This is a genomic window from Streptomyces camponoticapitis, assembly GCF_014646115.1.
GTDB classification, from domain to species: domain Bacteria; phylum Actinomycetota; class Actinomycetes; order Streptomycetales; family Streptomycetaceae; genus Streptomyces; species Streptomyces camponoticapitis.
Genome location: NZ_BMMV01000018.1, coordinates 72627 through 97988 on the forward strand (window position 1 = coordinate 72627; position 25362 = coordinate 97988).

The window sequence follows — 25362 nt, forward strand, 5'->3', positions numbered from 1 at the left end:
TCACCGACCGACCCACCCCTCACCAATCACCCCTCATCAACCACCTGACCCACTTCTTCCGACGGGAGAAACCGTGAAAAGCAAGGTCGTCGTTGTCGGGCAGGGGTACGTGGGCCTGCCACTGGCAGTCCGAGCCGCGCTGGCCGGCCATCAAGTGGTCGGCTACGACGTGGACACCGACCGCGTCAAACGGCTCATGACCGGTGAGTCCTACGTCGAGGACATCCCCGGCGAACAGCTCACCGTCCTGCTCGACCAGGGCTCCTACCTGCCCACCACCGACCCGTCCGACCTCGACGGCTTCGACATCGCCGTGGTCACCGTGCCCACCCCGCTGCGGGACGGCGCACCCGACCTCTCCTACATCGAGTCGGCCGCCCACACCCTGGCCGGCCGGCTGCGCCCCGGCACGACCGTGGTCCTGGAGTCCACCACGTACCCCGGCACCACCGTCGAACTGCTCGTCCCGCTGCTGGAGGAGGGCTCCGGCCTCGTCGCGGGAGACGACTTCCACCTCGGCTACAGCCCTGAGCGCATCGACCCCGGCAACCCCACCTGGCGCCTGGAGAACACCCCGAAGGTGGTGTCCGGCATCGACGCGGCATCACTCGTGGCGGTGAAGGCCTTCTACGACACCATCACCAGCACCACCGTGCCCGTACGCACGACCGAGGTCGCCGAGCTGTCCAAGCTGATCGAGAACACCTTCAGGCACGTCAACATCGCGCTGGTCAACGAGATGGCGATGTACGCGCACGAACTCGGCGTCGACGTCTGGGAGGCGCTCGACGCCGCCGCCTCCAAGCCCTTCGGCTTCATGCGCTTCACCCCCGGCCCCGGCGTCGGCGGGCACTGTCTGCCGGTCGACCCGGAGTACCTGTCCTGGCGGGTACGGCGGACGCTCGGCCGCAGCTTCCAATTCGTCGAGCTGGCCAACGAGATCAACGGGCACATGCCCGACCATGTGGTCCAGCGGCTGCTGCTCGCCTTCAACGCCCGCCGCAAGCCGCTCGCGGGATCCCGCGTCCTGCTTCTGGGCCTCGCCTACAAGCCGAACACCGGCGACGCGCGCGAGTCGCCCGCGCTGCGCGTGGCGGAGCTGCTGCTCGGCATGGGAGCCGACGTACGCGCGGCGGACCCGTACGTCGTCGAGGCGGTGACCGTGGACAGCAAGCTGGTCCGCTGCGACTTCTCCGCCGAGGAGCTGACGGCGGCCGACGCGGTGGTGCTGCTGACCGACCACGACGCCTTCGACTACGAACTCGTCGCCCGCGGCTCGGACTTCGTACTCGACTGCCGGCACCGGCTGGAGACCGGGCCCACGGTCGAAGTCCTCTGAGACGTACGAGCCCCACGAGACGAGACCGCCGGGACCGCCGGGTCCGCGGGCCTCTCCGAGATCGCTGAGATCGCTGAGTCCTCAGTCCAACGGGAGACGGAGACATACGTGAGTGACGGACATCTGGAGGTCTGCATCGTCGGCGGCGGACCTCGTGGCCTCTCGGTCCTGGAGCGGCTCTGCGTCAACGCACGCCGTCGCCGGCCGGCCGGCTCCACCCTCGTGGTGCACGTGGTGGATCCGCACCGAGCCGGCGCCGGCGGGGTGTGGCGCACCGACCAGTCCCACCATCTGCTGATGAACACCGTCGCCTCGCAGGTGACGCTGTTCACCGACGCGAGCGTGGAGATCGACGGCGAACTCGCCCCGGGGCCAAGCCTGTTCGAATGGGCGGCCCGGCTGGCACCGGCGCCCGGCGGGGGTGGGGCCGCGGGGCCCGGGGAGGCGGCGTACGACGACCAGGTCCTCGCCGAGGCCCGCGACCTCACCCCGGACTCCTACCCGACGCGCGCCTTCTACGGCCACTACCTGGAGTGGGTCCTGCGCCATGTCGTGCGCACCGCGCCGCCGCGAGTGCGGGTCGTCGTCCACCGCGGCCGGGCCGTACGGCTGGAGGGCGGCCCGGACCGCCTGGGCGGGCCGGACGGGTCGGACGGGCCGCAGAGCGTGAGCCTCGCCGACGGCTCCCGGATCGAGAACCTGGACGCGGTCGTCCTCGCCCAGGGCCATCTCCCGGTCCGCGGCGGACCCGGGACACGCGAACTGGCCGACTTCGCGAGGGCGCACGCCCTGACCTACGTACCGCCCGCCAACCCCGCCGACATCGATCTGTCCGCCGTCCGGCCGGGCGAGGCCGTCGCCCTGCGCGGACTCGGACTCAACTTCTTCGACCATCTCACCCTGTTCACGCTGGGCCGCGGCGGCACCTACACCCGCCGGGGCGGCCGGCTCGTCTACGGCCCCTCGGGACGCGAACCGCGCCTGTACGCCGCCTCCCGGCGCGGTATCCCGTACCACTCGCGCGGCCGCAACCAGAAGGGGGCGCACGGCCGGCACATCCCGCGGGTCCTCACTCCGGCCGTGCTGGAGCGGCTGCGCACGGCCGCCCGGCTCGGTGGCGGCCTCGACTTCGGCCGCGACCTGTGGCCGCTGATCGCCAAGGAGGTCGAGACCGTCTACTACACGGCGCTGCTCGCGCGGCGCGTGGGCGGACGCGAGGCCGACCGGTTCGCCGCCCGCTATCTGGGACCGGCCTGGGGGTCGGCCGAGGAGTCCGACCTGCTCGACGCGTACGGCATCGAGCCCGACGCCCACTGGGACTGGAAGCATCTCGCGGGGCCCCACGCCGACCAGGGCTTCCGGGGTGTGGCGGACTACCGGGACTGGCTGCTGGACATCCTGCGCGGGGACCTCGCCGAGTCCGAGGCGGGCAACGTCGACGGCCCGCTCAAGGCCGCCCTCGACGTGCTGCGGGACCTGCGCAACGAGATCCGGCTGGTGGTGGACCACGGCGGACTCACCGGCCGTTCGCACCGCGACGACCTGGAGCGCTGGTACACCCCGCTCAACGCCTTCCTCTCCATCGGTCCGCCGGCGGCGCGGATCGAGCAGATGATCGCGCTGATCGAGGCCGGGGTACTGGCCGTACTCGGCCCGGGCATGCGCGTCGGCACCGACCCGGACCGGGGCGTCTTCACCGTCGAGGCGCCCGCCGTACCGGGCTCGCTGACGACGGTCACCACCCTGGTCGAGGCCCGGCTGCCCGAGCCCGACCTGCGCCGGACGACCGACCCGCTGCTGACGGACCTGCTGGCGACCGGGCAGTGCCGCCCGTACGCGATAGCCGACCCGCGATCCGGCGCGTACGAGACCGGCGGCCTCGCCGTCACCCCCCGGCCGTACCGGCTCGTGGACGCCGAGGGCCGTGCGCATCCCCGGCGCTTCGCCTACGGCGTGCCGACCGAATCCGTGCACTGGGCGACGGCCGCCGGTGTCCGGCCCGGTGTGAACTCCGTTACGTTGGGGGACTCCGACGCGATCTCCCTGGCCGTCCTGGCCCTGCCGCCCGCCGGCCGGCCACGGCCGCCCGTCCAGGACCCCCAGCGATCCCGGACCACCTGAAGTCATCGCTGTCGAGCACCAGCTGACGAGGAATCAGATATGACGAGCACTCAGTCCGCCGCCGACACCGGGCTCTTCTCGCCGGTCCGGGCCGGCACCCCGGCCGAGGCGGCCACCACCGACGCCGCGTGCCTCCAGGCCATGCTCGACACCGAAGCCGCCCTGGCCCGGGTCCAGGCGCGGCTCGGGGCCGTACCCGAGTCCGCCGCCCGTGTCATCGGGGAGACCGCGCGGGCCGAGAACTTCGACCTGTACGACCTGGCGGTCCAGGCCCGTGGCGCCGCCAACCCGGTCGTGCCGCTCGTACGGCGGCTCACCGCGCTGGTCGCCGCCGAGGACGCCGAGGCCGCGCACAGCGTCCACCAGGGGTCCACCAGCCAGGACATCCTCGACACCGGCCTCATGCTGGTCGCCGCGCGCACCCTGGACCTCGTGCTGGCCGACCTCGACCGCACCGCCGACGCGCTGGCCCGCCTCGCCGCCCGGCACCGCGACACCCCCATGGCGGCCCGCACCCTGGGGCAGCACGCCGTGCCGACCACCTTCGGCCTCAAGGCGGCGGGCTGGCTCCAGGGCGTACTCGACGCGCGCGACCGGCTGCGCAGGGTGCGCGGCGAGGGCCTGCCGGTCCAACTCGGCGGCGCGGCGGGCACGATGGCCGGATATCTGGAGTACGCCCTCCTGCATGTGCCGCACGCCGCCGACGACGGCGGCCGGCGGTACATCCGGGAGCTGCCCGCCGCGCTCGCCGCCGAACTGGGCCTGACCGAACCCCTCGTGCCCTGGCACACCGTCCGTACGCCCGTCGCCGACCTGGGCGCGGCGCTCGCCCTGCTGACGGGCGCGCTCGGCGGTATCGCGGCCGACGTCCAGCTCCTCTCCCGCACCGAGTCGGGCGAACTGGCGGAACCGGCCGCCGAGGGCCGCGGCACGTCCTCCGCCATGCCGCACAAACGCAACCCCGCGCTCTCGGCGCTGATCCGCTCCGCCGCCTACCAGGTGCCCTCCCTCGTCGGCACCCTCATGCAGGCGTCCGTCCACGACGACGAACGGCCCGCCGGCGCCTGGCACGCCGAATGGCCCCCGCTGCGCGACTGTCTGCGGCTGGCCGGCGGCGCCGCGCACACCGCCGCCGAACTGACCGAGGGCCTGACCGTCCATCAGGACCGGATGCGGGCCGATCTGGACCTGACCGGAGGTCTGGTCGTCTCCGAACGGCTCGCCGCCCAGCTGTCGGTGCGACTCGGCCGGGCCGAGGCGAAGACGCTGCTTGCCCGCGTCTCGGCGGAGGCGGCGACCACCGGCCGCCATCTCGCGGACGTCCTGGCCGAGGCCCCCGCCCTGGCCGGCCGCCGCTCGGCCGAAGACCTCAGGAAGCTCTGCGACCCGGCGCACTACACGGGGGCGGCAGGCCACTTGGTGGACCGCGTCCTGGCGCGTCATCGGGGCCTCGACCGCGATCTGCCGACGGGCTGAGCCGGTCGGGGAGCCCACCAGGCATTTGCGCTCGCTTGTCAAGATCGAGCCCTATGTAAGGATGAGCCCGTCGCCCGGCAATGGGCCGCGCGGCCCGTACGACTCCCTCCACTGGATGGTCTTGGATGCAGAGCTCTCAGCGTCGTATCGTCCGAACCGCGCCTCTTCCCGCCGCAGATGAGTCCGTTTCGCGTCCGCAGCACAGCGACCTCTTTCTGGAGGCGCACTACACCGTCGACCTTCCGCCCCTGGAGGACGACGCCGAGTTCGACGGCGCTCCCGCCACGGACAGCGGCGCCTACCGGGGAGGGCGCCCGCATGCCGGTGGATGAGAAGGACGAGGACTCCGAGGCGAGTGTCCTGCTCGACGGGCTGACCGTCGACGACCGGAACCCCGAGCAGCCCGTCCTGCTCGACAAGTCCGGCCGCCCCATACAGACATGGCGGCAGAACTACCCGTACGCGAAGAAGATGCGCCGCCGCGAGTACGAGCGGACCAAGCGCACGCTCCAGATCGAACTGCTCAAGTTCCAGCGCTGGGTGAAGGAGACCGGCCAGCGCGTGGTGGTGGTCTGCGAGGGCCGGGACGCGGCGGGCAAGGGCGGCACCATCCAGCGGTTCACCGAGCGGCTCAACCCGCGTGGCGCCCGCGTGGTGGCCCTGGAGAAGCCCACCGAGCGAGAAGCGGGGCAGTGGTACTTCCAGCGGTATGTGGCGCATCTGCCGTCCGCCGGGGAGATCGTCTTCTTCGACCGCTCCTGGTACAACCGGGCCGGTGTCGAGCGGGTGATGGGCTTCTGTACGGAGGACGAGTACGAGCACTTCCTGCACCAGGCGCCCCAGTTCGAGCGGATGCTCACCGACGACGGCGTCCTGCTCGTGAAGTTCTGGTTCTCGGTCTCGCACGACGAGCAGCGCACACGCTTCGCGATCCGTCAGATCGATCCCGTACGGCAGTGGAAGCTCTCGCCCACCGACCTGGCGTCGCTCGACCTCTGGGACGCGTACACCACGGCGAAGGTCGACATGTTCCGCGCCACCGACACCTCCCACGCGCCCTGGAGCGTGGTCAAGAACAACGACAAGAAGCGTGGGCGGCTGGAGGCCATGCGCAGCCTGCTGTGGCGGATGGACTACGACAAGAAGGACGAGACGGTCCTCGGCGTGCCCGACCCGCTCATCGTGGGCCCTGCCGACACCCTGCTCGAGGCGGGCGAGGAGAGGACGGACCTGTCCCCGACCCCGCTCGCGGCCCGTATGCACGGGCCGGGCGACCACCCGGTGGACGAGCGGCCGCCGCCCGGCCCGGACCCGGAGCGGAAGCCGAAGGGGAAGGGCGAGCCCGAGGGCTGATCACCGGGTCCTGTCGAGTCCTCCCGGAGCGCCGACAGCGGCGAGGAACTTCTCGATCAGCCCGACGTCCTTCACGCCCCGGCTGCTCTCCACCCCGCTCGACACGTCGACACCCCACGGCCGCAGCGCGGCCACGGCGTCGACCACGTTGTCCGGCGAGAGGCCGCCGGACAGGATCCAGGAGCCCCTCGGCGGCTCGGGGAGCGATTCCGGCGACCAGCGCTCGCCGGAGCCCGGCCGCGGCGAGTCGATGATCAGCATGTCCTCGCCGTACGCGCCCGTGGCCAGCGGATCGCCCGAGCGCGGCGAGGTGGCGCGGATGAGGCGGAAGCCGTCGGCGCGCAGCGCGGCGAACGCCTCGGGCGCTTCGCCGCCGTGCAGTTGGACCGTGTCCGCGCCCGCCTCGGCCGCCGCCCGGCGCACCTCCTCCAGCGGCTCGCCGCGGAAGACCGCGACCTTGGCGACACCGGGGGGCACGAGCGCGGTGAGCGGGCGGGCCTCGGCGGCCGCCAGCCGCCGGGGGCTCGTGGTCAGGATGAATCCGACGGCGGAGGCACCGCCGGCCACGGCGGCCTCGACCTCGGCGGGCTTCCGCAGCCCGCAGACCTTGACGTACAAGTTGTGCAACAGGAGCTCCTCGCTCGATGGACTCAACCCGAGAGTACGAAGAAAGCGAGACGTACGTTGCCGGACACCGCCGCCCTGACCGCCCCCGGGGCGCCTTTCGAGGTCAAACGCGCCGAGAACGGCTCGCTGATGTACGCGGACGGCCCGCGCACCCTGCGGGAGTTCGTGGAGACGACGTGGGCCTACGGGGAGCGGCCCTTCCTTGTAGGCGGCGACGGATCCCGCCTCCTTGCGTACGGTGAGTTCTTCGCCGCCGCGACGATGCTGGCGAACCGATTCCTGGACATCCACGGCCTGCGGCCGGGCGACCGGGCCGCCGTCGTGATGGGCGACCGACCGGACTGGCAGACGGCCTTCTGGGCCACACAGCTCGCCGGGCTCGTCGCCGTACCGCTCGATGCCCGATGGGCGGGGGACGAGGTGGGCCGCGCACTGGACCACTGCGCGCCCCGCGTGCTGCTCGTGGACGGCGAGCGGCTGCCCGCCGTCACGGGGTGGGCGGAGCGCGAGCGGGCGCGTGTGGTGGTCTTCGGCCCGGGGGAGGCCGAGGGAGCGCTCACCGAGCGGTACGAGGACCTGCCCGCCCCCGATCCGTACGCGGCCCCGCCCGACATCGAGATCCGCGCGGAGTCCGACGCCACCATCCGCTACGTGTCACCGGCGGAACCCCTCAGAGGCGCCGTCTCCACCCAGCTCGCACAGGCGGGCGCCGCGATGGACGCCCGCTACCGCGTCGCTGCGGACGCGCTCGGACGCGGGGAGCTGCCGGGGCTGGGCCCGGCACCCGTCGGACGGCTGACGCGCCCCTTCTCCGGGCAGGCCGCGCTCTTCGAGGCGTACGGCGCGATGGCGGCGGGCGGCGCGCTGGTCCTGGACGCACCGGCGGGGGGAAGCGCGGGCGGACGGACCGGACGCGCCGGAACCCGCGTACGCCGGGACGCCCGCCGTCGAGTCACGCGTGTCCCCGGACACCGGGGAGGTGTGGCTGCGCGGCCAGTCGCTCCCGTACGCCTACTGGCGCGAAGAGCGGGCCACCGCCGAGGCGTTCACCGCCGACGGCTGGGTCAGGACCGGCTGATCCGGACCCGGTAGCCGTCCTTCCCCGCCTTTCCGACCACCGCGACGCTGATGCCGCCCTCCCGGTCCCGGAACGTCTCGCCCGGCCCGTACGGCGCGTCCGACAGCTCCGCGTGCACGTTGGGGCGCCGTGTACAGCCGCCGCTGCGCTCCTCGCTGTCGGAGACGGTCACCGGGCCGCGGCCGGTGTCGATGTCGGACTCGACCCGGTAGACCAGCACGCCCGGCTTGCAGACGGCCTCGTCGTTGCCCGCGCGGGTGCGGACCTCGATCGCGTACCCGGAGTCCTCGGAGAGCGGCACGAACGCCAGCTTGTGACCGCCCTCGGTGGCCAGCGGGGTGAGGTCGTGCTCGCTGCGGCCGGGGGCGGACGCGCAGCTGATCTGCTTGTTGTCGAGCCAGCCGAGCTTCCACTTGTGCCAGCCCAGCAGGTCGTTGTTGGCCCCCCAGTCCTCGGACATGATGTCCCAGTGCCCGACCGCGCCGCCGCCGTCCAGGGTGTAGAGGTCGGGAAGGCCGAAGACATGGCCGTTCTCGTGCGGCAGGACGCGGTAGCCGGTCCGCGCGTACGACCCCGAGCCGTCGTCCTGGCGGCTGTAGACGAAGGACGTGTTGGCGAGGGGGACACCGTCCGCCTTGGGGGCCTCGCCGTTGCCGGAGAACGTCACGGACAGGACGGTGTCGAGGGCCGAGGGGCCGGCGTTGGGGGTGACGAGGATGTTGACCAGGTCGTACTCGCTGAAGTCGACCTCGGGGTCGGCCTCCCGCACGATGTCCTGGACGAGACGCCGGTAGCCGGGTTCGTAAGGGGCGCCGCGCTCTATCCCGTAGTCGGCGAACGGCAGCGGCATCCGCAGCCAGTCCTTCAGCGGGGCCTCGGGCCGGTAGTCGAGCCGTCCGTAGGAGCTGGTGCGGAACCACCGCGAGGTCTGCGGGAAGAACTCCGCGAGCCGGTCGGCGGCGCTTCCGGAACCCTCCGCGTCGGAGAAGTCGACCATCAGGTTGAGCGCGCGGACCGTACCGGTGGAGCGGGTGTAGCCGGCGGGGGTGGGCACGCCCTCGGACATCTGGACCCCGACCGCGGAGGCGATACGGCACGGCACGAGCGTGGCGTCGTGCGAGGTGGAGACCGGCCCGGCGGAGGCCCGCGTCGGCAGCGGGAGAGTCGCGCTGGCGGTGGTGAGAGCGGCGAGGGTCAGGGTGGCGAGCGCGGCGAGTGTGCCGAGCCGGCCGGGTCGGGCGTGGCTGCCGCGAGCTGCTGTCTCACGTATCCGGCGGGAGTGCTTCATCGGCCGCCTTCGGGTCAGCGGCAGTCGTCCTACCTGACTGCTCTCCGTTCGATCACCCTGCGTCGGTCGGCGTGTCGGCGCTCGCTGGGTGCGCCGATCGTGGGGTTTTCCGGACCGGCGGCCGGCTGGCCCGGATCCTGTGACCCAGCTCACAGGATCTGGCGAAATAACCGGGGACGGCTTCCCCGTTTGCATTCGTGTCAAGGAAACGGGGATGCGTTCCCCACTTGTGTGACCGAGGGAAGGACCCCGTCGTGACCGCCGTTGCCACCGAATCCGACACGCGCCGCGTTCCGCGTCCGCGCGCGGACGCGCTGCGCAACAGGGAGCGCATTGTGGCGGCGGCCCGGGAAATCCTCGTGGAGTCGGGCCCGGACGTGCCGCTCGACGAGATCGCTCGCCGCGCAGGCGTCGGCAACGCGACGCTCTACCGTCACTTCCCCGACCGCTCCACGCTGATACTGGAGGTGGTGCACTCCGTCATGGCGCGCACCGCGGACCAGGCGGAGCGGGCGGCGGCCGAGGAGACCGACGCGTTCGAGGCGCTCAGCCGCTTCGTCCACGCGGCGGCCGACGAGCGGATCGGTGCCCTGTGCCCGCTCCTCTCCGGCAGCTTCAACGGAGACCTCCCTCATCTGCACGCGGAACGCGAGCGCCTCGAAGCGGCCGTCGAAGGCCTCATGGAGAAGGCGCGCGCGACCGGCAGGCTGCGCACCGACGTCGCGGTCGGTGACCTGATGGTCGCTCTCTCCCAGCTCACCCGTCCGCTGCCCGGTACCGGCTGTCTGAACATCGACCGCTTCACGCACCGGCATCTACAGCTGTTCCTGGACGGTCTGGAAGCGCCCGCGCGCTCCCGGCTGCCGGGTGCGGCGGCGACTCTGGAGGATCTGCGCCACCGTCGATGACGACGTGTGCCGCGCCCCCGGACCAAGAACTTCTGTCGACCACGTAGCCCAAGCACGCTCCGAGGGCCGCTCGTGCCCGAGGACCACTCACCACTTTTGACGACCACGTACACCGGCGACCGCGATCGGGCGGGCCGGATTCCACGAACCAGTAACCCGTAACCCGCGCATGGGGCCGACCAGTGCGTCCCCGCGCCCGTTATGACCTCTTCGTACGCATAGGCGGCCACACCCATGTCAAAAACTGCCGAGAGCCGGCTCCCGGACCCCAAGGTCCCCGAGTCGGTCCCCGATCCCAAGCGCTGGAGAGCCCTGGTGTTCATCGCCCTGGCCCAGCTGATGGTCGTGCTCGACGCGACCATCGTGAATATCGCGCTGCCCTCCGCCCAGCAGGACCTGGGCATATCGGACGGCAACCGCCAGTGGGTCATCACCGCCTACGCGCTGGCCTTCGGTGGCCTGCTGCTCTTCGGCGGACGCATCGCCGACCTGTGGGGCCGTAAGCGCACCTTTGTCGTCGGTCTCCTCGGCTTCGCCGCCGCGTCCGCCGTCGGCGGCGCCGCGACCAGCGAGGCCATGCTGCTCGGCTCGCGTGCCCTCCAGGGCGCGTTCGGTGCCCTGCTCGCGCCCGCGGCGCTCTCCCTGCTCGCCGTGACGTTCGGCGACCCGAAGGAGCGCGCCAAGGCGTTCGGCATATTCGGTGCGATCGCCGGTGGCGGTGGCGCGGTCGGTCTGATCCTCGGCGGATTCCTCACCGAGTACCTGGACTGGCGCTGGACCTTCTTCGTCAACATCCCCTTCGCGATCGTGGCCGCCGCCGGCGCCTACTTCGTGATCCGGGAGCCCGCGGGCGGCCGTAACCGCTCGCCGCTCGACATCCCCGGTGTCTTCCTGTCCACGCTGGGCCTGGTGGCGCTGGTGTACGGCTTCACGCGCGCCGAGTCCGAGGGCTGGTCCGACCCGACGACCATCGCCATGTTCGTCATCTCGGCCGTGCTGCTCGCCACGTTCGTCGCGGTCGAGGCACGGGTGAAGTCGCCGCTGCTGCCGCTGCGCGTCCTGATGGAGCGCAACCGCGGCGGTGTCTATCTCTCGCTGGGCCTGGCCATCATCGGCATGTTCGGTCTGTTCCTCTTCCTGACCTACTACCTCCAGGTCGTGAAGGGCTTCACACCGGTCAAGACCGGCTTCGCCTTCCTGCCGATGATCGTGGGCATGATCACGGGCTCCACCCAGATCGGCGCCCGACTGATGACCCGCGTCCCGCCGCGGCTGCTGATGGGCCCCGGCTTCCTGGTCGGCGCGACCGGCATGCTGCTGCTGACGCAGCTGGAGATCGGCAGCTCGTACCCGGCCCTGATCCTGCCGGCGCTGCTGCTGCTCGGCCTCGGCATGGGTACGGCCTTCATGCCGGCCATGTCCCTCGCGACCCACGGCATCGAGCCGCGTGACGCGGGCGTCGCCTCGGCGATGGTCAACACCTCGCAGCAGGTCGGCGGCGCGATCGGTACGGCGCTGCTGAACACCGTGGCCGCCTCCGCCACCACCGCGTACGTCGCCGCCAACTCGGCGGGCGCCGGCAACCCGAAGCTCCTGGAGCTCCAGGCGATGGTGCACGGCTACGCGAGTGCCATCTGGTGGGCGGTCGGCATCTTGGTCATCGCGGCCGGCATCGCCTTCACCTTCATCAACACCGGCCGTCCGGGGAGCACCCAGGTGGCCAAGGGTGAGGGCGCCGACGGTCTGGCGGAAGACGTCAAGATCCCGGTGGCCATGCACTGACGGTCCCGGCCCGCGGGGTCCCGGCGCCTGACGGTCCGGGCCCCGGACGGGCACCCGAGGGTCCGGCACCCGAGGGTCCGGCACCCGATGGTCCCGTGATCCGCTCGTCCCGCCTCTGCCCTGGCGCCGCTGTTCCTCAGCGGCGCCAGGGCAGATCCGCGTCCGAACCGTCCGGCTGAAGCCCCTTCGCCATCACCCGCATGATCTCCCCGAGCTGGGTCACCTGCTCCGGACTGAGCCGGTCGAAGATCGCCAGCCGTACGGCGGCGACATGGCCGGGCGCCGACCGCATCAGCACCTCCTGGCCCCCGTCCGTCAGGATCGCGTTCTGCCCGCGCTTGTCGGAGGGGCAGTCCTCGCGGCGCACCCAGCCGCTCTTCTCCAGCCGGGCTATCGCGTGCGAGAGCCGGGACCGGGTGATCTTGGCGTTCTTCGCCAGCTGGGTCATCCGCATCTGCCGGTGCGGGGCCCGGGACAGATGGACGAGCAGGGCGTAGTAGATGTGCGGCATCCCGGCGTCGCGCTGCAACTGGCGGTCGAGATGGTCCTCCAGCAACGTGGTGGCCTGGAGGTACGCCTGCCAGACGCCCTGCTCCTCGGTGCTGAGCCAGCGTGGCTGTCCGTCGCTCTCCATGTCTCCCACCCTAAGTGCTTCTTGAAAGTTGAACTAGATAGTCGTAGGGTCACACTCGGTAAGTGCTTTAAGGTTCAAGCAGATCGGTCCGAACGGACCGCCCGGACCACCACCGGCAGGGAGACGCCATGACCAGCACAGCGGAGCGCATGCCCGCCCTCTATCTCTCCCACGGTGCCCCGCCCCTCGCCGACGACCCGGTCTGGCCCGGACAGCTCGCCGACTGGTCCGCCGGCCTGCCGCGCCCCCGGGCGGTCCTGATCGTCTCAGCCCACTGGGAGGAGGCGCCGCTCGCCCTCGGCGCCACCGAGACCCTGCCGCTGGTGTACGACTTCTGGGGCTTCCCCGAGCGCTACTACCGGGTGAAGTACGCCGCCCCGGGCGCCCCCGCGCTCGCCGACTCCGTCGAGAAGCTGCTGCGCGGCCCCGGCACCCCCGTACAGCGCGTCCCCGACCGGGGGCTCGACCACGGGGCGTACGTCCCGCTCGTCGAGATGTTCCCCGGCGCCGACATCCCCGTCCTCCAGATCTCCATGCCGACGCTCGACCCCCGCCAACTCCTCGCGATCGGCCGGAGACTGGCCCCGCTGCGGGACGAGGGAGTCCTCATCGTCGGCAGCGGCTTCTTCACGCACAACCTGGCCGCGCTGCGCCATGCGGGCCACGGAGTGCCGGGCTGGTCCGCCGAGTTCGACGACTGGGGCCGGGAGGCGCTGGCCGCGCGGGACGTCGACGCACTGCTCGACTTCACCCACAAGTCACCGGCCGGGGCGCTGGCCCATCCCCGTACCGAGCACTTCGCACCGCTGTTCGTGACACTCGGCGCGGCCGAGGACGAGCTCGGGAGCGTACGGAACGTCATCGACGGATTCTGGATGGGGCTCGCCAAGCGCTCGCTCCAGTTCGGCTGATACGCGAGGTCCGCCCCGCCCGACCCGTCCGTGTACGTGCCGTACTCCGCCAGAGGTCCGGCCAATGGCAGACGGGTTCAGATAGGCAACGGTTCGACATCCCCCGGCCAATGTCACTTGACCGGGCATTCCGGCCTCCGTACGTTCCTGATGGTCTAGACATCCTGTTAGGGAGCGGCCATGCGGAAACATGTCATCGGGGCCCTTGTCGTCACCATGGCGCTCGGACTCTCTGCCTGCGGCAGCGGGGACTCGGGCGGGGACGGCGGCGAAACGTCGGGCAAGGGCAAGACCCTGACCGTGTGGATCATGGAGGGGACCAACCCGGACCCCAAGCCCTTCTTCAACGAGGTCGCCGCGGCCTTCAAGAAGAAGACGGGTGCCACGGTCAAGGTCGAGTACCAGCAGTGGGCCACCGCGCAGAAGAAGTTCACCACCGCGATCGAGGGCGGACCGAGCCAGGTCCCCGACGTCGCCGAGGTCGGCACCACCTGGATCCCGCAGTTCGCCGAGACCGGCGGCCTCGTGGACGTGACCGACAAGGTGAAGGACTCCGGGCTCAACGACGACCTGGTCGAGGGTCTCGCCGACGCGGGCACGCTGGACGGCAAGCAGTACGGCATGCCCTGGTACGCCGGTGTCCGCGGTCTCCTCTACCGCAAGGACATCTTCGAGAAGCACAACCTCAAGGCCCCGACCAACTGGAAGGAACTGCGCGACACCGCGCTGGTCCTGAAGGAGAAGGAGCCGGGCATGATCCCCTTCCCGGTCGCGGGCGGCGCGGAGATGTTCGCGACCCCCTTCGTCTGGGGCGCCGGCGGCGAACTGGCCATAGAGGAGGGCGGTAAGTGGAAGTCCGGCATCAACTCCCCGGAGTCGGTGAAGGGCATCACGTACTACACCGACCTCGCGAAGAAGGACAAGCTGTCCCCGGCCAAGGTCACCACCTGGACCGAGAAGGAGGTGGCGACCGACTTCCAGAAGGGGAAGGTCGCCATGACCCTCTCCGGCAACTGGACGCCCAAGGCGTTCGTCCAGGCGGCCCCCGACCTTGAGGGCAAGCTCGCGGCCGCGCCCATCCCGGGTGAGACCGGCGGCATGAGCAAGTCCTTCCTCGGCGGCTCCTACCTCTCCACCTTCAAGGGCGAGAACCAGGACCTGGCCTGGGAGTACGTCAAGATGGTCACCACCGGCGAGTTCGCCACCAAGTGGGCCGAGCAGACGAACTACTTCCCCGGCCAGAACTCCCTCCTCAAGGAGGTCCAGGCGAAGAACGACCCGCTCGTCGCCCCCTTCGCCAAGCAGATGACCGAGGCCGGCGCGACCGTCCCGAAGACCCCGGCGTACGGCCAGATCCAGGCCACGCAGGTCGTCACGAAGATGGTCCAGTCGATCCTCACCGGTAAGCAGACCGTGCAGGAGGCCGCGGACCAGGCCGCCGACGAGATGGACAAGATCTTTGCCTCCTGAGTCGCTCATCGAAGACTCGGCGCACGACGACGTGGCCGCGACGACTTCCCCCGTGAAGTCGTCGCGGCCACGCGGCGGGCGGCCGAGCCCGACGCTGCGCCGCAAGCAGCTCGGCCGTACCACCCGCCCCTGGCTGCTGCTCCTGCCGTCCCTCGTGGTGCTTGCGGGCCTGTTGCTGTGGCCGCTGGTCAAGGTCGGCATCCTGTCCGTCCAGGACTACGAGGTGAAGTTCGGCGGCGGCGTCGGTGTGTACACCGGCTTCGACCACTACAAGGACCTGCTGAGCGACGGCGATCTGTGGCGCACCGTCCTGCCCAACACCGCGTTCTTCGCGGTCGCCTGCGTGGCCCTCACCGTCGCGCTCGGCACCCTCGCCGCCCTGCTGCTCCAGCGGCTCGGCACCACCTGGCGGGTCATCTGCTCCACCGCGATCATGGCGGCCTGGGCGATGCCCGCCGTCACCGGCACCTATGTGTGGGTCTGGCTGTTCTCGGCGGGCGACGGAATGATGAGCCAGCTCGCCGGCTCGCTCGGGCTCATCGACCCCGAGACCACGAACTGGTTCACCGAGCGGCTGTCCTTCTACGCCATCGCCACCCTCAACGTGGTGCACCACGGCTTCCCGTTCGTCGCCATCACCGTCCTCGCGGGCCTGCTGACCATCCCCAGAGAGCTGTACGAGGCGGGGATGATCGACGGCGCGAACGCCTGGCAGCGGTTCTGGAAGATCACCGTGCCCACCATCAAGCCGATCTTCCTCGTCGTCACGATCCTGTCGACGATCTGGGACTTCAAGGTCTTCACCCAGATCTATCTGATGCCGGGCGGCGCGGGCAGCAACGAAGAGGTCCTCAACCTGGGCGTGTGGTCCTACCAGCAGGCGTTCGCCCTGAACGACTACGGCGCGGGAGCGGCCACCGCCGTACTCCTGACCCTGCTCCTGCTGCTGATCACCATCGTCTACATCCGAACCCTCTTCAAGGAGAGTGACGAGCTGTGACGCGCACGACGACCGCCGGGCGGATCGGGCTCGCTGTCGCGGTGTTCGCGCTGCTGGTCTTCACGCTGTTCCCGGTGTACTGGATGGTCAGCACCGCGCTCGACCCGAACGCGATCACCCGTGGTGCCGACGTCCTGCCGAGCGGGATCAGCGGCGAGCACTTCAGCTACATCTTCGACCGGGGCAACTTCGGCCAGTTCCTGACCAACTCGATGCTCGTCGGGCTCGGCACGATCCTGATCTCCGGGCTGCTGGCGCTGTTCGCCGCCGTGGCCGTCGCGCGCTTCCGGTTCCGGTTCCGTACCTCGGTACTGATCATGGTGCTGATCGTGCAGATGGTGCCGCTGGAGGCGCTCGTCATCCCGCTCTTCCTCCAGATGCGGGACTACGAACTGCTCAACAGCCTCATCGGGCTGACCGTCGTCTACATCGCGCTGTCGCTGCCGTTCGCGATCTGGACGCTGCGCGGCTTCGTCGCGACGGTGCCCAAGGAGGTCGAGGAGGCCGCCTATCTGGACGGCTGTTCGTGGCCGCGGATGTTCTGGTCCGTGCTGCTGCCGCTGGTCGCGCCGGGGCTCGTCGCCACCAGCGTGTTCGCCTTCATCACCGCGTGGAACGAGTTCGTCTTCGCGTACACCTTCATGAAGGACGGCTCCAAGTACACGGCCGCCGTGGGCCTGTTCCAGTTCTTCGGCGAGAACTCCACGTCCTGGGGTCCGGTCATGGCCGGCTCCACCCTCATCACCCTGCCGGTGCTGGTCTTCTTCATCATCGTGCAGCGCAGGCTGGCCTCCGGCCTCGCGGCCGGGGCGGTCAAGGGATGAGCCCGGCGACCGCCGGCACCGGAGCCTCGCGGCTCGTCAACGCCGTCCTGCTGCCCGGCTTCCACGGCACCGTGCCGCCCCCGTGGCTGCTCGACGCCGTCGACGCCGGGCTCGCGGGCGTCGTGTACTTCGCGCACAACGTGCCCGACCCGAAGACCGCCGCGTCGCTCTCGGCCGCCCTGCTCGCCCGCCGCGCGGACCTGATCGTCGCGAGCGACGAGGAGGGCGGCGACGTCACCCGCCTGGAGGCGGCGACCGGCTCCTCGTACCCGGGCAACGGCGCCCTCGGCCAGGTCGACGACACCGACATCACCGAACGGGTCGCCCGCGCCATCGGCCACGACCTGCGCACGGCGGGCATCGGGCTGAATCTCGCCCCCGACGTGGACGTCAACGCCGACCCGGACAACCCGGTGATCGGCGTACGGGCCTTCGGCGCGGACGCCGCCCTGGTGGCCAGGCACTCCGCCGCGTACGTCAGGGGCATGCAGGCCGCGGGCGTCGCGGCCTGCGCCAAACACTTCCCCGGGCACGGCGACACCGCCGTCGACTCGCATCTGCGGGTGCCCCAACTGGACGCCGATCTCGATCTGTTGCGGCGGCGCGACCTGGTGCCGTTCGCCGCCGCGATCGAGGCGGGCAGCCGCTGTCTGATGACCGGGCACATCAGGGCCCTTCCCTTCGGCGATGCCCCGGCGTCACTGAACCCCGAGGCCGCCCGGCTGGCAAGGGAGGAGCTGGGCTTCACCGGCGCCGTCGTCACGGACGCGCTCGACATGGGCGCCGTCCTTCTCGACCCGGGCTTCGGCCCCGCCTGCGTCCAGGCGGTGCTCGGCGGCGCCGATCTGCTCTGCCTGGGCAACCCGGAGAGCCCGGAGGCCGCCGAGACCGCCTACCGGACCGCGCGTGACGCCCTCCTCGACGCCGTGGCCGACGGTGTGCTGCCCACCGGCCGGCTCGCCGACGCCGGCCGCCGGGCGCGCGAGCTGGCCGGGTGGATCAGCCAGGCCCGCGACACGGCGCCGCCTCCCAAGGAGGAAGGGCTCCCACTCGCCGTGGCGCGCGAGGCACTGCGGGTACGCGGCAATGTGGCCCTCAGCTCGCCGCCGTACGTGATCGACCTGCGACAGCGCGTCAACCACGCGTCCGGCAGCCGCGCACCGCATCTCAACCGGCTGCTCGCCGAGGCCATGCCCGGCCTGACCACCACGGGCGTACCGGCCGAAGGACCGACCGCGGCCCGCGCGGACACCGCGCTCCAGGGCTCCGCGGGCCGCCCCCTGGTCGTCCTCGCCAGAGAGCCCCACCGGGACGAGGCGGAGACCGCGCTCCTGCGGGAGCTGGTCGCCCGCCGCCCGGACGCCGTCGTCGTCCTCACCGGCTGGCCGCACGCCGTGGACGCGCTGGCCGCCAACACGGTGGTGACGTACGGCTCGGCCCGCGTCAACGCGCAGGCGGCCGTGGAGCGCCTCCTGGGCGGCACCCCGCACGGCGGCTGATCTCCCGTCCGGGGACGGCCCCGGAAGGCCCCGGACGGCAACCGTCCGGGGCCTTCGGCATGCGTTCGCCCGGCGTCGGCCCGCGGCAATGAGGTCAGAACGGACATCCCGAGCAACCTTTCCGCGATGTGTGCCGTCTTCCGGGTAACAGAACAGACACGGACGACGTTGTGAGAAGTGGAAGGTCAGCTTCTGACCAGCGCCTCCGCCCCTGCTTTGCAGCACACACCACCCTCGGTGGCGGGACAGGGTACTGCATGATCACAAAAATCAGTGCACGCCTTGGGAATTCTGTCCGGATTCCAGTCGTTGTTTCCAACGGATGCAGGGCACCCGGGAGGGTGTCGCGACCGACTCAGTAAGGGAGCTCGCATGGCAACCCGTGCCGTCGCCCGTCGTTCCACCACCACGGGTGGTTCGAAAGCGGCAAGCAGTGTTCGCGCCGTGGGCGGGGAGATCGCCGACCGCGACCTGGTCGGCATGTACCTCGACGAGATCGCGCGTACACCTCTGCTCGACGCCGCCAAGGAAGTCGAGCTGTCCCAGACCATCGAAGCGGGTGTGTACGCACAGCAGATCCTCGACGGATCGGTGGAGAGCGAGGGCGCCGGTGCCGGGCGCGAGGAGCTGGAAGCCCTCGTGGCCGCCGGTGAGCGCGCGAAGGACGTCTTCATACGCTCGAATCTCCGCCTCGTCGTCGCCGTGGCCCGGCGCTACCCGCGCAGTGGACTGCCCCTGCTCGACCTGATCCAGGAAGGCAACGCCGGCCTGGTCCGAGCGGTCGAGAAGTTCGACTACGCCAAGGGATTCAAGTTCTCCACCTACGCGACATGGTGGATCCGCCAGGCCATCACCCGGTCCATCGCGGACCAGTCACGCACGATCCGGCTGCCCGTCCACCTCGTGGAGGAGCTCGGCCGCATCCGCAGGGTGCAGCGCGAGTTCAACCGTGAGCACGGGCGCGACCCGGAGCACTCCGAGGTGGCGGCCGAGCTCGGCTCGAACGCCGCGCGGGTCACCGACGTCCTGGACTGGGCCCGTGACCCGGTCAGTCTGAACATGTCGGTGGACGACGACGGCGACACCCAGTTCGGCGATCTGCTGGAGGACACCTCGGCGGTCTCGCCCGAGCAGTCCGTCCTCACGCTGCTGCGCAGCGAGGAGCTGGAAGAGCTGATCGGCAAGCTCGACCACCGCACGGCCTCCATCATCAAGATGCGGTACGGCATCGAGGACGGCCGGGAGCGGACGCTCACCGAGGTGGGCAAGCAGCACGGCCTGACCCGTGAGCGGATCAGGCAGATCGAGAAGCACGCCCTTCTCGAACTGAAGAAGATGGCGCACGACGTGGGCTTCGACGCCGCGGCGTGAGGCCCCGCCGGACGGAGTCCCGGCACCCATCCCCCCCCGGGTGCCGGGACTCCTCACGTACGCCCGTCCACCCGGCTCACTTCTCCCCGGCGCTCCGCGTACAGCCCCCCGCGCGCGTCAGACGGCCACCCAGCTCACTGACGTGCTCGACCAGCCGCGCCGGTTCGTGGACGGTGAACTCGCAGTCCACCAGGGCCAGTCGGAGCGCCAGCCACTCCAGAGAGTCCGCCGCGCGGCCCCGCATCCGGCAGCTGTCCGGGCCGGTCGGCTCCGCCACCCCGAGCGAGGCGGGCAGCCGCGCCGCCACGAACTCCGCCGGCGCCGCGAAGGTCACGTCCACCTCCACCTGCGGCTGCGCGCGCGCCATCGAGCTGGTCAGGAACTCCGCCGCGTCGCCCGTCGGCAGCTCACGCGGCGTGAAGCGGGCACCCGTCGGATACGGATCGCCGACCCGGTCCACGCGGAACGTACGCCAGTCCTCCCGCCCCAGGTCGTACGCGACGAGATACCAGCGCCGGGCCGTCGACACCAGGCGGTACGGCTCGACCTGCCGCTTGGTCTCCGCGCCGTCCTTCGCGCGGTAGCCGAACCGCAGCCGCTCCGTACCGGTGATCGCGGAGGCGATGACCGTCAGCGTCCGCGGGTCCACACTCGCGGCGTCCCCCCGGACGAGCAGCGGCACCGTCGCCGCCTGGAGCGTGGAGACCCGGTGCCGAAGCCGGGAGGGCAGCACCTGCTCCAGCTTCGCCAACGCCCGTACGGACGCCTCCTCGACGCCCTCGATGGCATGCCCCGCGCCGGCCCGCAGCCCCACCGCGATGGCCACGGCCTCCTCGTCGTCCAGCAGCAGCGGCGGCATGGCCGCGCCCGCGACCAGCCGGTATCCGCCGACCGCGCCCTTGGTGGCCTCGACCGGATAGCCGAGATCGCGAAGCCGGTCGATGTCCCGGCGGATCGTGCGCGCGCTGACGTCGAGACGCTCGGCCAGCTCGCTGCCCGGCCACTCGCGCGGTGTCTGGAGAAGAGACAGCAGATTCAGGAGTCGTGCCGGAGTATCCGTCATACGAACCAGAGTGCCAGCCATCTAGGACATGACCTGGCCTAGATGCTGCATAGCTTTCTCGCATGACTTCTCCAGTCGCCGTAGCCGATACGGCCATCGACACCACCACGACCTCTTCCGGCGGGCCCGGCGACCGCCGGCGCTGGCTGGCGCTGGCCGTGGTCATGACCGCGGCCTTCATGGACCTGGTCGACGTCACCATCGTCAATATCGCCATCCCCAGCATCGAGCGGGACCTCTCCGCGAGCTTCGGCTCCATCCAGTGGATCACCGCGGGCTACGCGCTGGCCTTCGCCGCCGGACTGATCACGGGCGGCAGGCTCGGCGACATCTACGGCCGCAAGCGGCTCTTCCTCCTCGGCATCACCGGCTTCACCCTCGCCTCCGCGCTCTGCGGCTTCGCCGCGAACCCTGAGATGCTCGTGGCCTCCCGGCTCCTCCAGGGCGCGATGGCCGCGATGATGGTGCCTCAGGTGCTGGCGATCATCCACGTCACCTTCCCCGCGCACGAACGCGGCAAGGTCTTCGGGATGTTCGGCGCGATCGTCGGCCTCGGCGCCGTCTCGGGACCGCTGCTCGGCGCGCTGCTCACCCAGTGGAACCTCTTCGGGCTCGAATGGCGCCCGATCTTCCTGATCAACCTGCCCGTCGGCATCGCCGGCGTGATCCTGGGCCGCAAGTTCATCACCGAGTCCAAGGCGCCGAAGGCCCTGCGGCTCGACGTGGTCGGCGTCGTCCTGGTGACCGGCGCGCTGCTGATGCTGATCTACCCGCTCACCCGGGGCCGCGAGCTCGGCTGGCCGCTCTGGGGGCACCTGTGCATGGCGGGCAGCGTGCTGGTGTTCGCCGCGTTCGTGGCGTACGAGAAGGCGAAGACCCGCAAGGACGGGTCGCCGCTGGTGGAACTCTCCCTGTTCAAGGTGAAGAGCTTCGCCGCGGGCATCGCCGTACAACTCACCTTCGGTGTCACCCTGGGCGTCTTCTTCCTCGTCTGGACGCTCTACATGCAGATCGGCCTCGGCTGGAGCCCGCTGCACGCCGGGCTGACCGGGCTGCCGTTCTCGATCGCCGTCTCCACGGCGGCGGGGCTCTCCGTACAGAAGCTCGTCCCGCGCTTCGGCCGCAAGGTCCTCCAGTGCGGCGCGCTGACGATGGCGGTGGGCGTGCTGATCTACATCTGGGAGGCCGGGCAGTACGGATCGGACATCACGTCCTGGCAGATGCTGCCGCCGCTGGTCGTGATGGGCGCGGGGATGGGACTGATCGTGGCGCCCCTGACGGACGCGGTGCTGTCGGACGTCCCGCGCGAGCACTCGGGCTCGGCGTCCGGGCTGATCAACACCGTGCAGCAGATGGGTACCGCGCTGGGGCTGGGGCTGGTGTCGGTGGTCTTCTTCGGGGTGATCGACGACCGTCGCGCGACGACGCCGGACGCGGTGGCGACGGCTTTCGCGGACGGGTTCCAGAACGCGCTGTGGTGGGTGGCGGCGGTGCTGGTGGGGATCTTCCTGCTGATGTTCGCGCTCCCGAAGCGGCGGGCGGCGGAGCCGGTGCTCGTCGCCTGAGGCCGGGCCCTCACATGTCGAGGACGATTTCGCCGTCCGTGGGGCGGGAGCAGCAGATCAGCACCTGCCCCTCGGGCGGCGCTTCGAGTGGGGACGGGTCGTAGGCGACCCCGCCGGACAGCACGGAGGTGATGCAGGTGTGGCACACCCCCGTACGACAGCTCCACCGGGCGGGAACATCGCACGCCTCGGCGAGTTCCAACAGGCTCTTCTCGCTGTCGCGGAACGGGGTGGAGATCCCACTGCGGGCGAAAGTCACCGAAGGGCCGGTCCCGGGCGGGCCGGTCGGCTGATGCGGTTGCGGCAGATCCTTGTTTGCCAGGCCGGGGTTGATGGACGGCAGGGAACCGAACAACTCGGAGTGGATGGCCGCCTCTTCGAGCCCGCAGGCGGTGAGCACGTCCTTCATGTCCGCCATGAACGACTCGGGCCCGCAGACATAGGCGGTGGCACCGGCCGGGAGACCGAGAGCCAGCAGCTTGTCCCTGTTGAGCCGTCCGGACGCCGCGTGATCGCCGCCGCGCCCCCGCGGCGCGGCGGCGCTGAAGAACACGTGCTCCGTCGACCGCGGCAGCGATCCGAGCAGACCGTGCGCTTCGGCCGCCAGCGGATGCTCCTGGGGACTGCGGGCACCGTGGATCCACCACACCTCCCGGTCGCTGCGGGCGGCCGCGAGCTCGTGCAGCATGGCGAGCACGGGGGTCACCCCGATGCCGGCGGAGATGAGAAGGACCGGGCCGCCGCCGCCGTCGAGGACGAAGTCGCCCCGGGGAGCCGCGGCGTCGAGAACGGTCCCCGGGCGCAGCCGCGTGGTCAGATACCCGCTGGCCACGCCGTGCGGTTCGTGCTTGACGCTGATCCGGTAGTGGTCGCTGACGGGCGCCGAGGAGAGCGAGTAACTGCGGACCGGGGCCGGCTCTCCGGCTCCGGGGATACGCAGCGTCAGATACTGGCCCGCGCGGGCCGGAGGAAGCCGCGATCCGTCGGCGGCGGCGAGGTGGATCGAAGAGACGGTGGTGCTCTCGGGCACCACCTTGGCCACCCGCAGTTGCCTGAAGCCGGTCCAGGCCGCCTCAGGGAGCGGGGGTTCTGCCGCGGTGCCCGTCTTGTCGGCGTCGTCGAGAAGGTCACGGAAGGAGCCCTGCCAACCCGGGCTCAGCGCGGGGATGTCCAGGGCGAGCCGAAGCTTCGCGGGGTCTCTGCCGGGCAGGTAGAGCAGTTCGTCGGTGGCCGTCACGCTCAGCGCGCCGGGCCCCGTCCCCGTCTTCAGGATCTCGTCGCCCGCCTCGATACGGCCCTCGTGGATGACCCGCATGTAGAAGCCGGGGCGGCGATGGGAGACGAGAAGAGCGGGCAACTCGGGTTCGCCCAGGCGCATGCCCACGCGGTAGCAGGTGACGCGCGGCTGGGTGACCTCGAACTCGGCCTCGCCGATGCGGTAACGGTCGCCGATACAGACCTCGTCGTCCGGCAGCCCGTCGACGGTGAGGTTCTCCCCGAACTGACCGTGCTCGAAGTCATCACGTCCGAAGTGCCGCGCCCAGTGCCGGTAGGACTCGATCTGATAGACGAGCACGGCACGCTGCTCACCGCCGTGCCCCGCGAGGTCACCCTGGCCGTCACCGTCGATGTTGGTACGGCGGGCGGTCACCGGCCCGTCCACGGGGTACTTCCACACACCGGTGTATACGGTCCGGCCCTGCCAGGGCACGTCCTTCGGCATTCCCACATTCACCGAAAGCAGAGAAGGCATCGGGACCTCCGGTGGAAGTTCTGCGCATACGACGGGGGTCAGCCCGGCCTGTCGAACATCGCTTCGTCAAGGTCGAGGTTGCGGTCGGCCCCGTGCGGAATGACACCCTGACCGGATTCCAGCCTCTGCCGTACGCCGTCGAGTTCGACCTGGATCTCGTCCGGTTCGAACGACACCATTCCGGAGATACTACGCACTTGGTCCCAGGCGTCCTCGTAGGACCACGCCGCATGCCGGGCGCCCTCGATGTCGTAATAACTGGCCATGCCCTTGTACGGGCAGAACGTCTGGAACTCGACCGGTGCCAGCGCCGATTCGTCCACGTCCTCCCGCGGAACGTACCAGCGGGGCGCGAAGCCCGATTCGTACAGCACCAGAGGGCGCCCGCTGTCGGCGATCACCCGGTCGTCACCGCGGACGACCAGGCGACGGCTCGTCCTTCGGATGTCGATGCGGTGATAGGCGTCCGCCGCGTGTCCGACGATCCGGTCGTCCTCCTCGTAGAAAGCGTCCATCGCCCGCCAGGCGAAGGCGATCCTCCCTTCGAGGATCTTCGCGTGACCGGGAAGGTCGGTGTGCTGCCACGCGGCACGTTCCTTGCTCAGCGGCCCCGCCCGGACGGTGTACCAGGAGGTCCGGCCCAGATCCCGGTGCTGAGTGGTGTGCTCGGACTCCTCCAGGACGTCGGCCGCGATGTCGGCCGGCGGGAAGTAGGCCACGGGGTAGCGGCCGGGCTCGTGGAGGAGTACGACATCCTCACTGTCGGCGATCCAGCTGTCCCCGAGTTCGGCCCGCATACGACGGCGCAGCGGTTCGGCGAACAGCAGCCGTTCGGGCAGGGGGTCGGGGACCAGGAACTGGCCGACCGTTCCCGGGGCGAGTGGGCCTTGCTGCCAGGAAAGTCCCATCGTTCCGTTCCTTCCGTGTGAGAAGGCGACGTCACGCCACCGGCACGGGCTCTCACGCGGGAAAGCGCGCGCTTTGGGATACGAACAGCCGCGGCCGGACGAGGCCATTCTTCGTCTCGGGTGCCCGCGCCTTCGCGCCCTTGCGCGCCGACGCCTCCGTCCCGGAATTCCGTTCTGTTTCAGTATGCGCATACCGGCTTCCGGAATTCCTCCTCGGCGCCGGGGGACTGGCGAGGGTCCGGGCCAGGCCGTCGAACATGCGGCCCTGCTCGACGTGGGCGTCCAGCCAACGGTTGACCGCCGCGACGGGGTCCTCTTCGTCCGACCGGCTCGTGGACGCGCAGGTCGCCTGGGGCGACGAGGACGCCGTTCTCCGCCGCCCCAGGCGACCC

The 25362-nt window shown here is 70.8% G+C and carries 21 protein-coding genes; 15 read left to right on the plus strand and 6 right to left on the minus strand.

What is annotated here, in order from left to right; translation table 11 throughout:
* Positions 1 to 73: 73 nt before the first annotated feature.
* The 5 genes from IEY79_RS24910 to ppk2 all read left to right on the plus strand — a co-directional run bounded on the left by IEY79_RS24910 (position 74) and on the right by ppk2 (position 6289).
* Positions 74 to 1339, plus strand: coding sequence for a nucleotide sugar dehydrogenase (locus IEY79_RS24910; RefSeq protein ID WP_189109824.1), 1266 nt, complete (start codon positions 74 to 76; stop codon positions 1337 to 1339).
* A 108-nt stretch (positions 1340 to 1447) separates the two neighbouring features.
* Complete coding sequence (locus IEY79_RS24915) at positions 1448 to 3460, plus strand: FAD/NAD(P)-binding protein (protein ID WP_189109825.1); 2013 nt, start codon at positions 1448 to 1450, stop codon at positions 3458 to 3460.
* A gap of 39 nt (positions 3461 to 3499) precedes the next feature.
* Complete coding sequence (locus tag IEY79_RS24920; RefSeq protein WP_189109826.1) at positions 3500 to 4936, plus strand: nitrosuccinate lyase; 1437 nt, start codon at positions 3500 to 3502, stop codon at positions 4934 to 4936.
* A gap of 125 nt (positions 4937 to 5061) precedes the next feature.
* Positions 5062 to 5268 carry a hypothetical protein gene (locus tag IEY79_RS24925; protein WP_189109827.1) on the plus strand — a complete coding sequence of 69 codons (207 nt, stop codon included), beginning with the start codon at positions 5062 to 5064 and terminating at the stop codon, positions 5266 to 5268.
* Positions 5255 to 6289, plus strand: coding sequence for a polyphosphate kinase 2 (gene ppk2, locus IEY79_RS24930; protein WP_189109828.1), 1035 nt, complete (start codon positions 5255 to 5257; stop codon positions 6287 to 6289). The genes IEY79_RS24925 and ppk2 overlap by 14 nt, the downstream gene beginning before the upstream one ends.
* Here the strand turns inward: ppk2 and IEY79_RS24935 are convergent, their stop codons facing one another.
* Entirely contained in the window at positions 6290 to 6916 is a 627-nt protein-coding gene (locus tag IEY79_RS24935; RefSeq protein ID WP_308426689.1) for a phosphoribosylanthranilate isomerase, read from the minus strand. It abuts the gene before it with no gap.
* Positions 6917 to 6973: 57 nt separating this feature from the next.
* On the opposite strand from IEY79_RS24935, the gene IEY79_RS24940 reads away from it, so the two are divergent.
* Positions 6974 to 8008 carry an AMP-binding protein gene (locus IEY79_RS24940; RefSeq protein WP_229701100.1) on the plus strand — a complete coding sequence of 345 codons (1035 nt, stop codon included), beginning with the start codon at positions 6974 to 6976 and terminating at the stop codon, positions 8006 to 8008.
* On the opposite strand, the gene IEY79_RS24945 is transcribed toward IEY79_RS24940, so the two are convergent.
* Positions 7981 to 9282 (minus strand): M6 family metalloprotease domain-containing protein, encoded by a 1302-nt coding sequence (locus IEY79_RS24945; RefSeq protein ID WP_229701101.1) that lies wholly within the window; start codon positions 9280 to 9282, stop codon positions 7981 to 7983. The two genes, IEY79_RS24940 and IEY79_RS24945, sit on opposite strands and share 28 nt — an antisense overlap.
* A 254-nt stretch (positions 9283 to 9536) precedes the next feature.
* Here IEY79_RS24945 and IEY79_RS24950 point away from each other — a divergent pair, with 254 nt between their 5' ends.
* A complete protein-coding gene (locus IEY79_RS24950) occupies positions 9537 to 10190 on the plus strand; it encodes a TetR/AcrR family transcriptional regulator (protein ID WP_189109830.1) in 654 nt (217 codons plus the stop codon).
* 234 nt (positions 10191 to 10424) lie between these two features.
* Complete coding sequence (locus IEY79_RS24955) at positions 10425 to 11972, plus strand: MFS transporter (protein ID WP_189109831.1); 1548 nt, start codon at positions 10425 to 10427, stop codon at positions 11970 to 11972.
* Positions 11973 to 12108: 136 nt separating this feature from the next.
* Here the strand turns inward: IEY79_RS24955 and IEY79_RS24960 are convergent, their stop codons facing one another.
* Positions 12109 to 12606 carry a MarR family winged helix-turn-helix transcriptional regulator gene (locus tag IEY79_RS24960; RefSeq protein ID WP_189109832.1) on the minus strand — a complete coding sequence of 166 codons (498 nt, stop codon included), beginning with the start codon at positions 12604 to 12606 and terminating at the stop codon, positions 12109 to 12111.
* A gap of 128 nt (positions 12607 to 12734) precedes the next feature.
* Here IEY79_RS24960 and IEY79_RS24965 point away from each other — a divergent pair, with 128 nt between their 5' ends.
* The 6 genes from IEY79_RS24965 (at position 12735) to IEY79_RS24990 (ending at position 19681) form a co-directional block, all read left to right on the plus strand.
* Positions 12735 to 13517, plus strand: coding sequence for a dioxygenase family protein (locus tag IEY79_RS24965; protein ID WP_189109833.1), 783 nt, complete (start codon positions 12735 to 12737; stop codon positions 13515 to 13517).
* Positions 13518 to 13697: 180 nt separating this feature from the next.
* Positions 13698 to 14987 (plus strand): sugar ABC transporter substrate-binding protein, encoded by a 1290-nt coding sequence (locus IEY79_RS24970; protein ID WP_189109834.1) that lies wholly within the window; start codon positions 13698 to 13700, stop codon positions 14985 to 14987.
* A 52-nt stretch (positions 14988 to 15039) separates the two neighbouring features.
* Entirely contained in the window at positions 15040 to 15987 is a 948-nt protein-coding gene (locus IEY79_RS24975; RefSeq protein WP_308426692.1) for a carbohydrate ABC transporter permease, read from the plus strand.
* On the plus strand, positions 15984 to 16811 hold the full coding sequence (locus IEY79_RS24980) for a carbohydrate ABC transporter permease (protein ID WP_189109835.1): 828 nt from the start codon (positions 15984 to 15986) through the stop codon (positions 16809 to 16811). Before IEY79_RS24975 ends, IEY79_RS24980 begins: the two co-directional genes overlap by 4 nt.
* A complete protein-coding gene (locus IEY79_RS24985; RefSeq protein ID WP_189109836.1) occupies positions 16808 to 18310 on the plus strand; it encodes a glycoside hydrolase family 3 N-terminal domain-containing protein in 1503 nt (500 codons plus the stop codon). The genes IEY79_RS24980 and IEY79_RS24985 overlap by 4 nt, the downstream gene beginning before the upstream one ends.
* A gap of 372 nt (positions 18311 to 18682) precedes the next feature.
* On the plus strand, positions 18683 to 19681 hold the full coding sequence (locus tag IEY79_RS24990) for a sigma-70 family RNA polymerase sigma factor (protein ID WP_189109837.1): 999 nt from the start codon (positions 18683 to 18685) through the stop codon (positions 19679 to 19681).
* 76 nt (positions 19682 to 19757) lie between these two features.
* On the opposite strand, the gene IEY79_RS24995 is transcribed toward IEY79_RS24990, so the two are convergent.
* A complete protein-coding gene (locus IEY79_RS24995; RefSeq protein ID WP_189109838.1) occupies positions 19758 to 20744 on the minus strand; it encodes a helix-turn-helix transcriptional regulator in 987 nt (328 codons plus the stop codon).
* A gap of 62 nt (positions 20745 to 20806) precedes the next feature.
* On the opposite strand from IEY79_RS24995, the gene IEY79_RS25000 reads away from it, so the two are divergent.
* Positions 20807 to 22309 (plus strand): MFS transporter, encoded by a 1503-nt coding sequence (locus tag IEY79_RS25000; RefSeq protein ID WP_189109839.1) that lies wholly within the window; start codon positions 20807 to 20809, stop codon positions 22307 to 22309.
* Positions 22310 to 22319: 10 nt separating this feature from the next.
* On the opposite strand, the gene IEY79_RS25005 is transcribed toward IEY79_RS25000, so the two are convergent.
* Together IEY79_RS25005 and IEY79_RS25010 are read right to left on the minus strand one after the other, a co-directional pair.
* Positions 22320 to 24062 (minus strand): MOSC and FAD-binding oxidoreductase domain-containing protein, encoded by a 1743-nt coding sequence (locus IEY79_RS25005; RefSeq protein WP_189109840.1) that lies wholly within the window; start codon positions 24060 to 24062, stop codon positions 22320 to 22322.
* A 38-nt stretch (positions 24063 to 24100) separates the two neighbouring features.
* Positions 24101 to 24970: a DUF427 domain-containing protein gene (locus IEY79_RS25010; protein WP_189109841.1), complete on the minus strand. Its 870-nt coding sequence runs from the start codon at positions 24968 to 24970 to the stop codon at positions 24101 to 24103.
* Positions 24971 to 25362: the final 392 nt, after the last annotated feature.

Bases quoted from the DNA above. Each gene is read 5' to 3' on its own strand.
- IEY79_RS24960 (WP_189109832.1), bottom strand. From the start codon at position 12,606: ATGGAGAGCGACGGACAGCCACGCTGGCTCAGCACCGAGGAGCAGGGC.
- IEY79_RS24995 (WP_189109838.1), bottom strand. From the start codon at position 20,744: ATGACGGATACTCCGGCACGACTCCTGAATCTGCTGTCTCTTCTCCAG.
- IEY79_RS25010 (WP_189109841.1), bottom strand. From the start codon at position 24,970: ATGGGACTTTCCTGGCAGCAAGGCCCACTCGCCCCGGGAACGGTCGGC.
- IEY79_RS25005 (WP_189109840.1), bottom strand. From the start codon at position 24,062: ATGCCTTCTCTGCTTTCGGTGAATGTGGGAATGCCGAAGGACGTGCCC.
- IEY79_RS24970 (WP_189109834.1), top strand. From the start codon at position 13,698: ATGCGGAAACATGTCATCGGGGCCCTTGTCGTCACCATGGCGCTCGGA.
- IEY79_RS24955 (WP_189109831.1), top strand. From the start codon at position 10,425: ATGTCAAAAACTGCCGAGAGCCGGCTCCCGGACCCCAAGGTCCCCGAG.
- IEY79_RS24990 (WP_189109837.1), top strand. From the start codon at position 18,683: ATGGCAACCCGTGCCGTCGCCCGTCGTTCCACCACCACGGGTGGTTCG.
- IEY79_RS24985 (WP_189109836.1), top strand. From the start codon at position 16,808: ATGAGCCCGGCGACCGCCGGCACCGGAGCCTCGCGGCTCGTCAACGCC.
- IEY79_RS25000 (WP_189109839.1), top strand. From the start codon at position 20,807: ATGACTTCTCCAGTCGCCGTAGCCGATACGGCCATCGACACCACCACG.
- IEY79_RS24965 (WP_189109833.1), top strand. From the start codon at position 12,735: ATGACCAGCACAGCGGAGCGCATGCCCGCCCTCTATCTCTCCCACGGT.
- ppk2 (WP_189109828.1), top strand. From the start codon at position 5,255: ATGCCGGTGGATGAGAAGGACGAGGACTCCGAGGCGAGTGTCCTGCTC.
- IEY79_RS24945 (WP_229701101.1), bottom strand. From the start codon at position 9,282: ATGAAGCACTCCCGCCGGATACGTGAGACAGCAGCTCGCGGCAGCCAC.
- IEY79_RS24925 (WP_189109827.1), top strand. From the start codon at position 5,062: ATGCAGAGCTCTCAGCGTCGTATCGTCCGAACCGCGCCTCTTCCCGCC.
- IEY79_RS24920 (WP_189109826.1), top strand. From the start codon at position 3,500: ATGACGAGCACTCAGTCCGCCGCCGACACCGGGCTCTTCTCGCCGGTC.